General features: G+C 71.9%; 14 protein-coding genes. 8 read left to right on the plus strand and 6 right to left on the minus strand.

Annotated features, from left to right (window positions below; genetic code table 11):
- Positions 1–33 precede the first annotated feature (33 nt).
- Positions 34–204 carry a DUF2530 domain-containing protein gene (locus AB0B35_RS11310; RefSeq protein ID WP_360538123.1) on the plus strand — a complete coding sequence of 57 codons (171 nt, stop codon included), beginning with the start codon at positions 34–36 and terminating at the stop codon, positions 202–204.
- On the plus strand, positions 201–1,067 hold the full coding sequence (locus AB0B35_RS11315; protein ID WP_361043610.1) for a 1,4-dihydroxy-6-naphthoate synthase: 867 nt from the start codon (positions 201–203) through the stop codon (positions 1,065–1,067). Before AB0B35_RS11310 ends, AB0B35_RS11315 begins: the two co-directional genes overlap by 4 nt.
- A 108-nt stretch (positions 1,068–1,175) precedes the next feature.
- Here the strand turns inward: AB0B35_RS11315 and AB0B35_RS11320 are convergent, their stop codons facing one another.
- The gene (locus AB0B35_RS11320; protein WP_360538076.1) at positions 1,176–1,562 is read right to left on the minus strand and encodes a cold-shock protein; all 387 of its coding nucleotides are present in this window, start codon (positions 1,560–1,562) and stop codon (positions 1,176–1,178) included.
- Positions 1,563–1,753: 191 nt separating this feature from the next.
- On the opposite strand from AB0B35_RS11320, the gene AB0B35_RS11325 reads away from it, so the two are divergent.
- Both AB0B35_RS11325 and AB0B35_RS11330 read left to right on the plus strand, forming a co-directional pair.
- Complete coding sequence (locus AB0B35_RS11325) at positions 1,754–4,153, plus strand: helicase-associated domain-containing protein (protein WP_361043612.1); 2,400 nt, start codon at positions 1,754–1,756, stop codon at positions 4,151–4,153.
- Positions 4,154–4,238: 85 nt separating this feature from the next.
- Positions 4,239–4,484, plus strand: a complete 246-nt coding sequence (locus AB0B35_RS11330; RefSeq protein ID WP_361043615.1) for a hypothetical protein — start codon at positions 4,239–4,241, stop codon at positions 4,482–4,484.
- 200 nt (positions 4,485–4,684) lie between these two features.
- Here the strand turns inward: AB0B35_RS11330 and AB0B35_RS11335 are convergent, their stop codons facing one another.
- On the minus strand, positions 4,685–5,500 hold the full coding sequence (locus tag AB0B35_RS11335) for a L,D-transpeptidase family protein (protein ID WP_361043618.1): 816 nt from the start codon (positions 5,498–5,500) through the stop codon (positions 4,685–4,687).
- Positions 5,501–5,633: 133 nt separating this feature from the next.
- Here AB0B35_RS11335 and AB0B35_RS11340 point away from each other — a divergent pair, with 133 nt between their 5' ends.
- Entirely contained in the window at positions 5,634–7,304 is a 1,671-nt protein-coding gene (locus tag AB0B35_RS11340) for a DNA repair helicase XPB (protein ID WP_360538121.1), read from the plus strand.
- Here the strand turns inward: AB0B35_RS11340 and AB0B35_RS11345 are convergent.
- The 4 genes from AB0B35_RS11345 to AB0B35_RS11360 all read right to left on the minus strand — a co-directional run bounded on the left by AB0B35_RS11345 (position 7,282) and on the right by AB0B35_RS11360 (position 11,037).
- Entirely contained in the window at positions 7,282–8,010 is a 729-nt protein-coding gene (locus AB0B35_RS11345; RefSeq protein WP_361043621.1) for a helix-turn-helix transcriptional regulator, read from the minus strand. The genes AB0B35_RS11340 and AB0B35_RS11345 overlap by 23 nt on opposite strands.
- 320 nt (positions 8,011–8,330) lie before the next feature.
- Positions 8,331–9,161: a non-homologous end-joining DNA ligase gene (gene ligD / locus AB0B35_RS11350; RefSeq protein ID WP_361043623.1), complete on the minus strand. Its 831-nt coding sequence runs from the start codon at positions 9,159–9,161 to the stop codon at positions 8,331–8,333.
- Positions 9,158–9,976 carry a DNA ligase gene (locus AB0B35_RS11355; protein WP_361043907.1) on the minus strand — a complete coding sequence of 273 codons (819 nt, stop codon included), beginning with the start codon at positions 9,974–9,976 and terminating at the stop codon, positions 9,158–9,160. The genes ligD and AB0B35_RS11355 overlap by 4 nt, the downstream gene beginning before the upstream one ends.
- A gap of 35 nt (positions 9,977–10,011) precedes the next feature.
- Positions 10,012–11,037, minus strand: a complete 1,026-nt coding sequence (locus AB0B35_RS11360; RefSeq protein ID WP_361043626.1) for a Ku protein — start codon at positions 11,035–11,037, stop codon at positions 10,012–10,014.
- 64 nt (positions 11,038–11,101) lie between these two features.
- Here AB0B35_RS11360 and AB0B35_RS11365 point away from each other — a divergent pair, with 64 nt between their 5' ends.
- The 3 genes from AB0B35_RS11365 to AB0B35_RS11375 all read left to right on the plus strand — a co-directional run bounded on the left by AB0B35_RS11365 (position 11,102) and on the right by AB0B35_RS11375 (position 14,026).
- The gene (locus AB0B35_RS11365) at positions 11,102–11,599 is read left to right on the plus strand and encodes an NUDIX domain-containing protein (protein WP_360538062.1); all 498 of its coding nucleotides are present in this window, start codon (positions 11,102–11,104) and stop codon (positions 11,597–11,599) included.
- 51 nt (positions 11,600–11,650) lie between these two features.
- A complete protein-coding gene (locus AB0B35_RS11370) occupies positions 11,651–12,958 on the plus strand; it encodes an MFS transporter (RefSeq protein WP_361043629.1) in 1,308 nt (435 codons plus the stop codon).
- Positions 12,959–13,063: 105 nt separating this feature from the next.
- Complete coding sequence (locus tag AB0B35_RS11375) at positions 13,064–14,026, plus strand: class I SAM-dependent methyltransferase (RefSeq protein ID WP_361043632.1); 963 nt, start codon at positions 13,064–13,066, stop codon at positions 14,024–14,026.
- Positions 14,027–14,051 lie beyond the last annotated feature (25 nt).

Below are 14,051 nucleotides of genomic sequence, written 5' to 3' on the forward strand. Positions count from 1 at the left end.
GACCCCCCGACCGTCCCCTTCGCTCTCGGCGGCATGGCCGCGTTCGCGCTGGTCGGGATCGTGTTGTTGTTCTTCCGCGACTGGCTGTCGGCCAACGGTCACTCCAGCTGGCTCTGGATCTGCGTCGCCGGTGTGCTCTGGGGCCTGCCCGGCCTCGCCACCATGATCGTGCACGACCGCCACCGGAAGGCGCGCCGCTCATGAAGATCGCCTTCTCGCCCTGCCCGAACGACACCTTCGTCTTCCATGCGCTGGTGCACGGCCTGGTGCCCGGCGCGCCGGAGCTGGACGTGACCTTCGCCGACGTGGACGTCACCAACACCGCCGCCCTCGACGGGCGCTTCGACCTGGTCAAGGTCAGCTACGCGGCACTGCCGTGGCTGCTGGACCAGTACGAGCTGCTGCCCTGTGGCGGGGCGCTGGGACGCGGCTGCGGGCCGCTGCTGCTGACCGCTGGTGGGGAGTCGCCGGAGGACCGCCGCCCAGGCGGGCCGCCAGGACGAGCCACTAGCGGAGCGGGCCGCGCCGACATCACCGGCGCGACCGTGGCCGTCCCCGGCGACCGCACCACGGCATACCTGCTGTTCCGGTTGTGGGCGGAGCAGACCGGCCAGGTTCCGGGACGCATCGAGGTGGTGCCGTTCCACGAGATCATGCCCGGGGTCGCGGCCGGGCGGTACGACGCCGGCCTGGTCATCCACGAGGCCCGCTTCACCTATCAGCGGTACGGGCTGACGAGCCTGGTCGACCTCGGCGAGTGGTGGGAGACCGACACCGGCCTGCCCATCCCGCTCGGCGCGATCCTGGCCAAGCGGGGCGCCGTCGACGCCGCAGCCGCCGCGGACTGGATCCGGACCTCCGTCCGGGCCGCCTGGGCCGACCCCGAGGCCAGCCGCGCGTACGTGCTCGCGCACGCCCAGGAGATGGAGCCGGACGTCGTCGACCAGCACATCAAGTTGTACGTCAACGACTTCACCGAGGACCTCGGCCCCGACGGCCACGCCGCCGCCCGCGCCCTCCTGCACCGCGCCGCCGCCGCCGGCCTCGTCCCACCCGTCACCCTCTGACCCGGCCCCGCGTCTGGCCTCCGGCCTGCCGCAACTCTGAAAAACTTGCGCCCTCAGCCGTGGCTGAGGGCGCAGGTTTCGAGTTGCGGGGCACGGGACCGGCCGGGGTCAGACCTCGAGGTCTCGGGCGATGGTGTGGAGGGCGTGGGCGAGGGCCTGGGCGGTCTTCTTCTCGGGGAAGCGGCCGCGCTTGAGGTCCGGGAGGACCTTCGACTCCAGCACCTTGATCATGTCCTCGATCATGTTGTTCAGCTCGTCGGCGGGACGGCGGCGCAGCTCCTGCAGCGACGGCGGCGCGTCGATCAGCTTGACCTGCAACGCCTGGTCGCCCTTGCGGCCCGCGGCGACCCCGAACTCGACCTTCTGGCCGGGCTTGAGCTCGTCCACGCCGTTGGGCAGCGCGGCCTTGTGCACGAAGACGTCGCCACCCTCGTCACGGGTCAGGAAGCCGAAGCCCTTCTCCGTGTCGTACCACTTCACGCGACCCGTAGGCACTACCGCACACCTGCTTCTTTCCCCGCGGGCGCCCGGCGCCCGTCACGTCTGAGGGACCACGCCGTCGGTGGCCCGCTGACAAGGCTAGCGATCGTGATCCGGGGGCCCAACTGGAATCCCCGGTTCCGCGTCACCGTCCCGTCCTTCCGACTGCCGCGCGCGCACCGCGGACCGGATAGCGTGGAGGCACGATGAGCACCGAGCTGTCCGACCATCTGCGCGCGCTGTCCGACGACGGCCTCGGCGCGCTGCTCCGCCTGCGCCCCGACCTGATCACCCCCGTGCCCACCGACCTGACGGTGCTGGCCGCGCGGGCCCAGACACGGGTGTCGGTGGCGCGCACGCTCGACACACTCGACCGGTTCACGCTGGAGGTGCTCGACGCGGCCCGGTTCACCCGGTCCCCATCGGACGGCACCACCTCGGCCGCGGCGATCGTGGCGATGGCCTGCGCCCCGGCCGGCGGGCCGGAACCGGCCCGGGTGGCCGAGGCGATCGAACGGCTGCGCGCCCGGTTCCTGCTGTACCCGGCGAGCCCCGGCGACCCGGACACGCTGCGGCTGGTGCCCACCGTCGACGAGGTGTGCTCGCCGTACCTGGCCGGTCTCGGCCGTCCCGCGGTCGAGCTGGACACCGCCGCCGACCTGAAGGGCGCGGTCGTCGCGCTGGTCACCGACCCGGCTCGGCTGCGCCGCACGCTGCTGGCCGCCCCGCCCGCCGCCCGCGCGGTGCTGGACCGGTTGGCCGAGGGCCCTCCGGTGGGCACCACCACCAACCGCACCGAGCCGGTGGCCTGGCTGCTCGAACACCATCTGCTGGTGGAGACCGCGGAGGGCTCCGTCGAGCTGCCCCGCGAGCTGGGCCTGCTGCTGCGCCGCGACGCGGGTCCACTGGGCCCGCTGCATCCACTGCCGCCCACCATCAGCGCCGCGCCGCGTGCGGCGACCACGGTGGACCGGGCCGGTGCGGGCCAGGCGATGACCGTGGTGCGGCATACCGAGGACCTGCTGGAGGCGCTGAGCGACGAGCCCGCCGCGGTGCTGCGCGCCGGGGGCATCGGGGTGCTGCCGCTGCGCCGCCTGGCCAAGGCGGCCGGGATCACCGAACCGCTGGCCGGGCTGCTGCTGGAGACCGCCGCCGCGGCCGGGCTGATCGGCGAGCTGGAACTCGGTTCGGAGGTGGCGTTCCTGCCCGCGGCCGGGTACGACCAGTGGCGGGTGGCGCCGTTGGCCCAGCGCTGGACGCTGCTGGCCGGGGCGTGGCTGGCCATGCCGCGGCAGCCGGGGCTGGCCGGGCAGCGTGATCTGAAGGACAAGCCGCTGACCGTCTTGTCGCCCCAATTGGAGCGGGCCGGCACGCCCGCGGTGCGGCGGGCGGTGCTGACGGCGCTCGGCGAGCTGCTGCCCGGGACCGGGCCGGACGCTGACGAGCTGCTGGAATGGTTGCGCTGGCAGGCCCCGCGACGGCTGCGCGGCAGGGAGGACCTGCACCGCGAAGCGCTGGCCGAGGCCGCCGACCTGGGTGTCACTGCCCTGGGCGCGCTGACCGGGTACGGCCGGGTGCTGGTGGAGCAGACGGCCGCGGCCGGGGACGACGACGACCCGCTGGGGCGGCGACCCGAGGGGGAGCTGCCCCCGGAGGAGACTCCGGTGGTCGTCGCGCTGGCGAAGCTGCTGCCACCGCCGGTGGACCACGTGCTGATCCAGGCCGACCTGACCGTGGTGGTGCCGGGGCCGCCGGAGCCGGCGCTCGCCGCCGAACTGGACCTGGTCGCCGAGCACGAGTCGGGCGGCGGGGCCAGCGTCTACCGGGTCACCGCGGCGAGCCTGCGCCGCGCGCTGGATGCGGGCTACGCCGGGCCGGACCTGCACACGCTGTTCGCGCGCCGCTCCCGGACCCCGGTGCCGCAGGCGCTGACCTACCTCGTGGACGACGTCTCGCGCACCCACGGCGGGCTGCGTACGGGCACCGCCACGAGTTACCTGCGCAGCGACGACGAGGGGCTGATCTCGGCAGCGCTGGCCGACCGGCGGCTGAGCGGGCTGCAGCTGCGGCGGCTCGCGCCGACGGTGCTGGTCACCCCGTTCAGCTCGGCCAGGCTGCTGACCGCGATGCGCGACGCCGGGTACTCGCCGGTCCCCGAGGACGCCACCGGCGCCGCGGTGCTGACCCGGCCGAAGGTGCGCCGTGCGGCGGCCCGCCCCGCACTGGAGCCGTCGCCCGACGCCCTCGACGCCCCCGGGCTCACCGCGCCGCGCCTGCTCGGCATCGTCGAGGAGATCCGCCGTGGGGACGCCCGCGCCCGCGCCGCCCGCCGAGCGCCCGCCGAGGTGCGGGCCGCCGCCGGGCAGCCGATGTCCAGCCTGACCGCGGTTCAGGCGCACAGCCACGCACTGGCGGTGCTCCAGCAGGCGGTCCGCGACAAGGCCAAGGTCTGGGTGGGGTACGTGGACGCGCACGGCGCCAACGCCTCCCGGCTGGTCCGCCCGGTCTCCATCGGGGCGGGTTACCTGCGTGCCGAGGACGACCGCACGGAGACCCTGCACACCTTCGCCCTGCACCGGATCACCGCGGCGGCACCGGCCGACTGACCTATCCCTATCCCCCTAATGCCTGGCATTTCAGCCGCAATCGGGCACCGGATGGCACGCTGGAACCGGGAAGGGATGGGAAACGATGACGACTGACCAGGAGACGGCGGCCGAGCAGATCGAACCGGCCCGCACCCCGGCGCGGCGGCCATCGCGCAACCTCGTCATGATCGCCGGTGCGGTCGGCGGCGGGCTGGTGGCCTGGTTCTTCTACGCCTGGCTGGGCCTGCGCCGCAATGTGGTGGACGCGGCCGGGGAATCGATCGGCAGCGGCATCTTCCTGCTGCTGGTGCTGTCGGTGGCCGGAGCGACCTACCGCAGCCGCAGGTGACCCGGAGGTGACCCGGAAAAGGGTGATGGGCCGTGGCTGCCCCTAACCGCCACGGCCCATCCGACGTTGCGCTCGCCCCCGTTTGGCGCCCCGAACGCGCACGGCAATCGGATTACGCATCCCGGACGGTCAGCGGTTGCGGCTTAGTCTCGTTTTAATCCGAACGACTGACCCTCACCAACCGTACGGAGGAGCATCGATCAGGTACCCGGACGACGCCCGAAGATCTTGACCGCGGTACCGCTCTTGAGCGTGTTCCAGTACTTCTGCGAGTCGACGGGCAGCAGGTTGACACAACCGTGCGAGCCGATGCTGCTGTTGTGGATATAGGTCGTGGTGGTGTGGAAGCCCTTTCCCTCCACGATCCGCTGCCACAGGGGCAGCCACACGTCCCAGTCGGTCGACCAGTTCTTCGTCTGCCGGTCGTGGATCGTGAACGAACCGGTGGGCGTGGTGTAGCCCGCCATGCCGGTACGGGTCACCGTCGGTCCGTAGATCACCTTACCGCCGCTCATGATCCAGGTGGTCTGGTTGGTCAGGTCGATGCAGGCGGTGAGGGCGTTGCCCGCGTTGCACCTGCTCGGCTTCGAGTTGACCAGCCGCTGCGACACGCTACGGGTCAGCGGCCCGGCCTTGCCGTTGACGGGGCGGATGTCGAAGCGCTTCTGGAACTTCTTGATCGCGGCGCAGTCGGCGGCGGACTGCTTGCCGTCCACGGTCACCTTGCCGTACGCACCGAGCGTGGCCAGCGCCTGCTCGACGACCTTCTGGTACTCCCCCTGCGGGCAGCCGGCCGGTGTCGGGCTGGTCGTCGGCTTCTTCGTCGGCGACGGCACCACGCTGGGCGACGGCGCCACGCTCGGCTCCGGGGCGCTCGAAGCGGGTGCCGGGACGGGCTGGTCCGTAGGCGCGGCCATGAAGTCCGGCTTTCCGCCCGCGTTCGGGTCCTTCGGATCGCAACCGGCCGCCAGGGCCAGCGTCGTGACAGCCAACAGGCTCACGAGAAAACGGCGCACCAGGCCTCCCCAGGTTTCGATGTCCGCCGGTGTCGGGATGATAGACGCTCACGCTGTACGCAGGGTTGCCAGCCGTTCGGCCATACCGTGGGACACTGGACTGTTGACCCTCCATCCCCAGCGCGAGGTGAGCATGACGAACGGCCCGCTGATCGTCCAGTCCGACAAGACCCTGCTGCTCGAGGTCGACCACCCCGACGCGTCCGCCTGCCGGATGGCGATCGCCCCGTTCGCGGAGCTGGAGCGCTCGCCGGAGCACATGCACACGTACCGGCTGACGCCGCTGGGGTTGTGGAACGCCCGCGCGGCCGGGCACGACGCCGAGGGCGTGGTGGACGCGCTGCTGCGCTTCTCGCGCTACCCGGTGCCGCACTCGCTGCTGGTCGACGTCGCCGAGACCATGGACCGGTACGGCAGGCTGCAGCTGCTCAACGACCCCGCGCACGGGCTGGTGCTGCGCGGGCTGGACCGCGCGGTGCTGGTCGAGGTGGCCAAGTCGAAGAAGGTCGCCGGGATGCTCGGCGCGCAGCTCGACCCCGACACCATCGCCGTGCACGGTTCCGAGCGCGGCCACCTCAAGCAGGTGCTGCTCAAGCTCGGCTGGCCCGCCGAGGACCTGGCCGGCTACGTCGACGGCGAGGCGCACCCGATCGCGCTGCGCCAGGACGGCTGGCAGCTGCGCTCGTACCAGCGCGAGGCGGTGGAGCACTTCCAGGCCGGCGGCTCGGGCGTCGTCGTGCTGCCCTGCGGCGCGGGCAAGACCCTGGTCGGCGCGGCCGCGATGGCCGACGTCAGCGCGACCACGCTGATCCTGGTCACCAACACGGTCGCCGGCCGGCAGTGGAAGCGCGAGCTGCTCGCCCGCACCACCCTGACCGAGGACGAGATCGGCGAGTACTCCGGCGAGCGCAAGGAGATCCGGCCGGTCACCATCGCCACCTACCAGGTGCTGACGACGCGCCGCAACGGCACGTTCCCGCACCTCAACGTGTTCGACGCGCGCGACTGGGGCCTGATCGTCTACGACGAGGTGCACCTGCTGCCCGCGCCGATGTTCCGGTTCACCGCCGACCTGCAGGCCCGCCGGCGGCTCGGCCTGACCGCCACCCTGGTCCGCGAGGACGGCAAGGAAGGCGACGTGTTCAGCCTGATCGGCCCCAAGCGGTACGACGCGCCGTGGAAGGACATCGAGGCCCAGGGCTGGATCGCACCCGCCGACTGCACGGAGATCCGGGTCACCCTGCCCGACGCCGACCGGCTGGCGTACGCCGCGATCGAGCCGGAGGAGAAGTACAAGTTCGCGGCCACCGCGAAGGCCAAGCTGCCGGTGATCGAAGCGCTGATCCAGCGGCACGCCGACGAGCAGGTCCTGGTGATCGGGGCCTACCTGGAGCAGCTCCACGAGATCGGCCGCTATCTGGACGAGCAGGGCGTGCCCACCCCGATCGTGCACGGCGGCACCACGAACAAGGAGCGCGAGCGGCTGTTCGACGCGTTCCGGGCCGGCTCGCTGCGCACGCTGATCCTGTCCAAGGTCGGCAACTTCTCCATCGACCTGCCCGAGGCGGCGGTGGCGGTGCAGGTGTCGGGCACGTTCGGCTCGCGCCAGGAGGAGGCCCAGCGCCTGGGCCGGGTGCTGCGCCCCAAGGGCGACGGCCGCCAGGCGCATTTCTACACGGTCGTCTCCCGCGACACCATCGACACCGAGTACGCCGCGCACCGCCAGCGCTTCCTCGCCGAGCAGGGTTACGCGTACACCATCGTCGACGCCGACGACGTGCTCAGCGGGCCCGCAGGCGGCTGAGCACCCGCGCCACCTCGGCGAAGTCGGCCTCGACGGCCGGCAACGCCCGCACCGCCACCCGGTGCTCGTCCCCATCGGCCTCCGCCACGGTGACGAGCACCGGACGCGGCAGCTCCGCCACCAGCCGCACCTTCAGCTCGACCAGTGCCGTGCCCCACCACAACGGCCCGGCGTCCCGCGGATCGATGTCGTACCGCGAGAAGTCCCGATGCCGCTCGTTCCGTCGCCGCAGCCCCGGCACCACGTAGACCCACGCCGCCAGCAGGTCCAGCTCGGCCTCGGCCACCAGCAGGTCGATCCGCCTCGCCGCGACCGGCACGCCCTGCAGCAGCGCCGCCGCCGTCCCGTCGATCACGTAGGCGAAGCCCGGTTTGCTCAGCACCGTCAGCAATCGGAAGTCGGCGAGCACCATGCGCTGCCGCTCGGCCAGCTCGGCCCGCACCCGGTCGATCATCTCGTCCAGCGGACCTTCCGCCGCCTCGACATCCACCCGCAGCCGCAAGCCGAGTTCCGCGAAGAGGCGGTCGGCCAGCCCAGCCGTGACCCCGAGCGCTCCGCGCTCGAATCGGGAGATCTGCTGCTGCGAGATCGCCGCGCGTTCGGCGAGCTGGTGCTGGCTCCATCCGCGCCGCTGCCGCCGGTCCTGCAGCAACCAGCCGAGCTGGCCGGCCAGCGTCTCCTGCCGCACGTCCACCGCCTCGTCCACAACCTCATCCTCACCGCCGAACGCCCAGGCCGAAAGGGGCTGTGGACAAGCGGGGCCATGCGCCACAGCGCCTGTGGAAAACCCGGCAGCAGAAGGGTTTCCGCGATGCGGCTACATCTATTTTGATGTGGCCACATCAAAATAGATGTAGCGGTGAGAAGTCACACCTTCTCCTGACGCCGAGAGGAAAGCGCCCGCACCGATTGGTGGCCCAGGACATCCCCGGCGCGGTGCAGGACAGCCCTCGGGTGGAACGGCCCTGGGCGGACCGGCCAGCGTGCGGACGGGCCGCGACCGGGTGAGCACCGTGCGGCCGCTGGTCAGTCGAGTGCGGAGGCCAGGGCGGCGTGGAGGTCACCGAGGCGGGACACCCGGTCGAGGACCTCGGCGGGGTCGAAGGAGGCCGCCGTGAAGTCGGCGTGGGCGACCTCGTCCCAGGTCAGGGGGGCCGAGACGGTGGGCGTGGGGCCGGCGCGCAGGGAGTACACGCATACCGTCGTCTTGGCCTGGTTGTTCTGGCTCCAGTCGATGAAGACCTTGCCCGGTCGCAGCTCCTTGGCCATCTGGTCGGTGACCATGTCTTTGGCGGCGGCGGCGAACTCGGCGGCGATGTCCCGGGCGTAGGTCATGACATCGTCGAAGCTGCCCGCGAAAGTGCTGGTGACCTGCATGCCTTTGCGACCGGACGTCTTCGGGTAGGCCTCACGGCCGTCGACGGCCAGGCGGTCGCGCAGGGCCAGGGCGACGGCGCGGCACTCGTCCAGGCCCGCGGGCGGGCCGGGGTCGAGGTCGAAGACCACGCGGTCGGGGCCGGGGGCACCGACTTTCCACTGGTGGGTGTGCAGTTCCAGGGCGGCGAGGTTGGCCAGCCAGACCAGGGTCGCCGGTTCCTGGCAGATGATCAGGCCGTCGGGGGAGACGGGCACCCAGGCGGGCTTCTTGGGCGGGGCGTTCTTCTCGAAGAAGCCCGGCCGGTCCGCGCCGTCGGGGAAGCGGATGCGGGTCAGCGCGCGGTCGGCCAGGTGCGGCAGCATCACGGGGGCGATCCGGTGGTAGTAGTCGATCACCTCGGCCTTGGTGGTGCCGTCGGGATAGAGCGGCTTGTCCAGGTTGGACAGGCTCAGCTCGCGGGAGTCGACGCTGACCTTCATCCGCAGTCCTCCCCGAGGCAGTCGCCGGGCAGCTTGTCCGGGCGCAGCCGCAGGAAGATCGGGAAACGCAGGCGGCCGTCGGGGGTGATCTCGCTGTAGCGGACCTCGACCACCAGCAGCGGCTCCACCCAGGTCGCCGGCTCGGCCGGGCCGGTGAACGGCGAGCCGGGCCGGATCAGTTCCCGCAGCACCGGCAGTAGCGCCCGTTCGGTGCGTACGGTCAGGCCACCGCCGACCCGGCCCCGGTAGCGCAGGGTGCCGTCGGGCAGCGGCGTGCCGATGAGCAGCGCTCCGAGCGGACGGGCTCCTTCACGCCAGCCGCCGATCACGAAGTCGCCGGTGTGCACGAACTTCCACTTGATCCAGTCGGGTGAGCGGACTCCGGGCTGGTAACGCGAGGCGCGACGCTTGGCCATGACCCCTTCCAGGCCGAGTTCGCGGGCGGCCGCCACCGTCGCCGGACCGTCGTCGAAGCTTGGCGACACGGTCGCGGCGGGGGTGGCCTCCGGCAGGCCGAGCGCGTCCAGCACCTCGCGGCGCTGGTCGTAGGTCAGTTCGGGGCGGATCACGTCGAAGGCGACGTACACGGGGGCGACGCCCTGCTGCATGGCGTGGAAGCTGGGCAGCCCGGCCGCGTCGAACGCGACCAGCTCGCCGTCCAGCACCTCGGGAAACAGCGGCAGTGCGGGTCCGGCCAGCTGCCGCCCGGACCGGCCGAGGAACCGCCCGCCCGCGTAGACGGCCCGGTAGCCGTCCCACTTCACCTCGTACGCCCACAGCGGCCCGCTCGGCAGCGGGCCGGCCGTCGCCAGCATCGGCGCGATGGCCGCCCGGCCGGGCGGGACCCCGATCAAGCTGCCTTGGCCTTCTTCGCCGGCGTCTTCTTGACCGCCGCCTTCTTCGTGGTCGACTTCTTCGCGCCGTCGTCCCCGGATCCCGCCTTCGCGGACGCGGCGGCCTTCGCGGGCGCCGCCTTGCGGGCCGCGGCCTTCTTCGGCGCGGGTTCGGTGTGCTCCGGCTCGGCCTTGGCCGCCTTCTTGATCGGGGTGACGGTGGCGTGGCCGGCGCGCTTCTCCGCCGGCTCCGCCGCCCCGCCGCGGGCCGCGCGGGCCCGTTCCACCGACTGGCGCAGCGCCGCCATCAGGTCGATCGTGGGCGCGATCGGCTCCTCGGTGGTCGGCTGCACCACGGTGTCCTTCTTGCCGATCTTCACGTCGATGACCTGCTGCAGCGCCCCGCGGTAGGAGTCGGTGAACTCCTCCGGGTGGAAGTCGCCCGACATCGAGTCGACCAGCGAGGCGGCCATCTTGACCTCCTGCGGGCGCAGCTTCACCTCGTCGTCGAGGAAGTCGAACGCGGCCTGGCGCACCTCGTCCGGCCACAGCATGGTGTTGAGGACCAGCACGCCCTCGTGCACCCGTACCGTCGCCAGGGTCTCCCGCTGGCGCAGGGCCACCTTCACCACCGCGACCCGGTCCACGTTCTCCAGGGCCTCGCGCAGCAGCAGGTACGGCTTCACCCCGGCCGCGCCGTCGGGTTCCAGGTAGTACGCCTTGTCGTAGAGGATCGGATCGATCTGCTCGTTGGGCACGAACTCCAGCACCTCGATGGCCCGCGAACTGGTCAGCGGCAGGTTCTTGAAGTCCTCGTCGGTGAGCACCACTATCTCGCCGCCGCCCACGTCGTACCCCTTGGCGATCTGGTCATAGCTGACCTGCTCGCCGTCGAGTGAGCAGACACGCTGGTATTTGATCCGTCCGCCGTCGGCGCGGTGCACCTGGTGGAAGCGGATGTCCTTCTCCTCCGTCGCGGAGTAGAGCTTCACCGAGATGGAGACCAGGCCGAACGAGACGGCGCCTTTCCAGATCGCCCTCATATGGGAAGTATGCCCACTACACGCCCTGTACCGCCGGTAGTCCGGGGGATCTAGGCTGGCTCGCATGGGTTCTGACGACGGCTGGGTGAACTCCTACCACGGCAGGATGCGCGCGGCCATGGGCGACGCGACGCTCTTCTTCCTGGGGGCGCGCGGTGTCATCCGGGACGAGCAGGGCCGGATCCTGCTGATCAAGCGCACCGACAACGGGTACTGGGCCTTCCCCGCCGGGGCGATGGAGCTGGGCGAGTCGATGCGCGACTGCGCGATCCGGGAGACGTTCGAGGAGACCGGGCTCAAGGCCGGCCAGGCGACGCTGTTCGCCTTCCTGTCCGGGCCGCAGTACACCTTCACGAACATCTTCGGCGACACCTACCAGCACGTCTCCGGGTCGTACCTGCTGACCGAGATCTCCGGCGAGCTGACCCCCGACCCGGACGAGGCCGCCGACGCGGGCTGGTTCGCCCCGGACGACCTGCCCGAGCCGACCTCGGGCGCGGTGCGCTGGACGCTGGACCACCTGGCCCGGTTCGAGGAGACCGGCCAGATCTACTCCGACTGAGCCCGATACCTGCTTGCCGGTGACGCGCCTCAGCAGGCAGTATCGGCGCACGTGACGAGCAAGAGGCGCTTCGCGCTGGACCTGACGCCGCTGCGCCGGCGCGACTTCCGGCTGGTGTACACGGCGGCCGGGGTCAGCAGCTTCGGTTCGATGATCACGTACGTGACCATCCCGTTCCAGCTCAAGCAGATGACCGGCGACCCGCTGATCGTCGGCCTGCTGGGCGTGGTGGAACTGGTCCCACTGCTGTTCATGGCGTTCGTGGGCGGCGCGCTGGCCGACTACGTGGACCGTCGCAAGCTCGTCTTCTGGGCTGAGGCGGGCCTGGCCGTCCTGACCGGCCTGCTGCTGCTCAACGCGCTGGTCGGCAGCCCTCAGGTCTGGGTGCTGTTCGTCATCGCGGGCCTGGCCGCCGCGGTCGACGGCATCCACCGCCCGGCGATGGACGCGATGATGCCGCGGCTGGCTCCCGCCGAGGAGATGGCGTCGGTCGGCGCGCTCAACTCGCTGCGCTGGCAGGTCGCCCAGATCGCGGGCCCGACGCTGGCCGGGCTCATGATCGCCAATCTGGACGTGGCCTGGGTGTTCGGCTTCGACCTGGCCACCTTCGGGATCTCGCTGCTCTGCTTCGGGCTGGTGCGCGCCGTCGCCCCGCCGGAGGCCGCCGAGCGCCCGTCGCTGCGCTCCGTCGTCGAGGGCGTCCGGTATGCCCGCAGCCGCCCCGAGCTGATCGGCACCTACCTGGTCGACATCAACGCGATGTTCTTCGCGTTCCCGGTCGCCCTCTACCCGTGGGTCGCCGACAAGTACGGCGGCGCGTCGGTGCTCGGCCTCTTCTACGCCGCGCTGGCCACCGGCTCCCTGCTGGTCACGATCACCTCCGGCTGGACCGCCCGGGTGCACCGGCACGGCCTGGCAGTCCTGGTGGCGGCGGGCGCGTGGGGCCTGGGCATCGTGCTGTTCGGCCTGGCCGGCTCGCTGTGGCTGGCGCTGCTCGGCCTGGTCGTCGCGGGCGCCTCGGACATGATCTCCGGGCTGTTCCGGGGCGTGATCTGGAACCAGACCATCCCCGACCACCTCCGCGGCCGGCTGGCCGGCATCGAGATGCTGTCCTACCTGACCGGCCCGATGCTGGGGCAGACCCGCGCCGGGCTCAGCGCCCGCTGGTGGGGCTACAGCGGCGCGGTCGTCTGGGGCGGGGTGCTCTGCGTGGCCGGCACCGGCGCACTGGCCGCCGCCCTGCCCGCCTTCCTGCGGTACGACGGCCGCGAGGGCCTGGCCCGCAAACAGGCCGAGGAGGCCGCCCGCGCCGCCGAACTCGCCGCGCTCCGGCCGGACGAGGCCCCGACTCCGGCGTGAACGATTCAGCCCGAGGAAGGTTTCTGCCTTTTCGGGCATTTTCGGAACGCTTGTCGATTAGCCTCCTGATTGGGGCAATTCGCTAAGCGGGACGGGGCGTTCGCCATGCAGACCACACCCATCGACGTCATCGACTACGACGCCAACGGCTACGACTACCGCGAGTACTGGTCGGGCCGGGACTACGAGCTGTGGGCCGAGCAGCGGGTGCTCCGGCGGCTGGTGCCCAAGCTGGGCCGGCCCGCCTGGTTCGCCGACTTCGGCGGCGCGTTCGGCCGCAACGCGGGGCACTACCTGCCCCGGGCCGCACACGCGGTGATCATGGACTACTCGGCGACCAACCTGCGCAACGCGGGCGAGCGGCACGCCGCCGAGGTCGCCGCCGGCCGGCTGCACCTGGTCCGCGCCGACCTTTACCGCATCCCGTTCCGGGACTTCGCCTTCGACGCGGGCATGGTGGTCCGGGTGCTGCACCACCTGTCCGACGTCGACCGCGGCCTGACCGAGATGAGCCGGACCGTGGGCAGCCGCTGGCTGGTCGACGTGCCGATCAAGCACCACGTGCTGGGCCTGGCCCGCGGGCTGCGCTGCGGGCAGCTGCGCGAGGTACGCAGCCCGGAACCGGTGGCCATGGGCGTCGAGGAGCAGTTCTGGAACTTCCGGCTCGGCGCGGTCCGCGAGCGGCTCGGCGACCTCGGCTGGCGCACCTCGCTGGGCGCGAGCGTGAACAACTTCCGGCAGTGGGAGAAGGTCGCCCCGCGCGCGAACCGGTTGGCCCGCCCGTTCGTGCACGGCATGGAGGTGGTCGCGCAGACCTGGGGCAAGGGCTGGTGGGGGCCCAGCCAGTTCGTCGTCGCCCGGCGGCACGACCCGGCGCAGCCCGCGTACGACCGGCCGGGCGGGCACACCGCGGACCTGCCGCCGGAGCTGGCGGGCCTGGCCCGGCGCGTGGTCTGCCCGGTCTGCATGACCCGGCTGAACTGGACGCTGGAGACCGCCACCTGCATCCGCTGCGACCACACCTACCACCGCCACGAGGCGTTCTGGGACCTCGTCCCGCCCCTGTGACGCACACCAGCGCTTCGAGGCCCCG

This window comes from Catellatospora sp. NPDC049133 (assembly GCF_040648455.1).
Lineage (GTDB): Bacteria > Actinomycetota > Actinomycetes > Mycobacteriales > Micromonosporaceae > Catellatospora > Catellatospora aurea.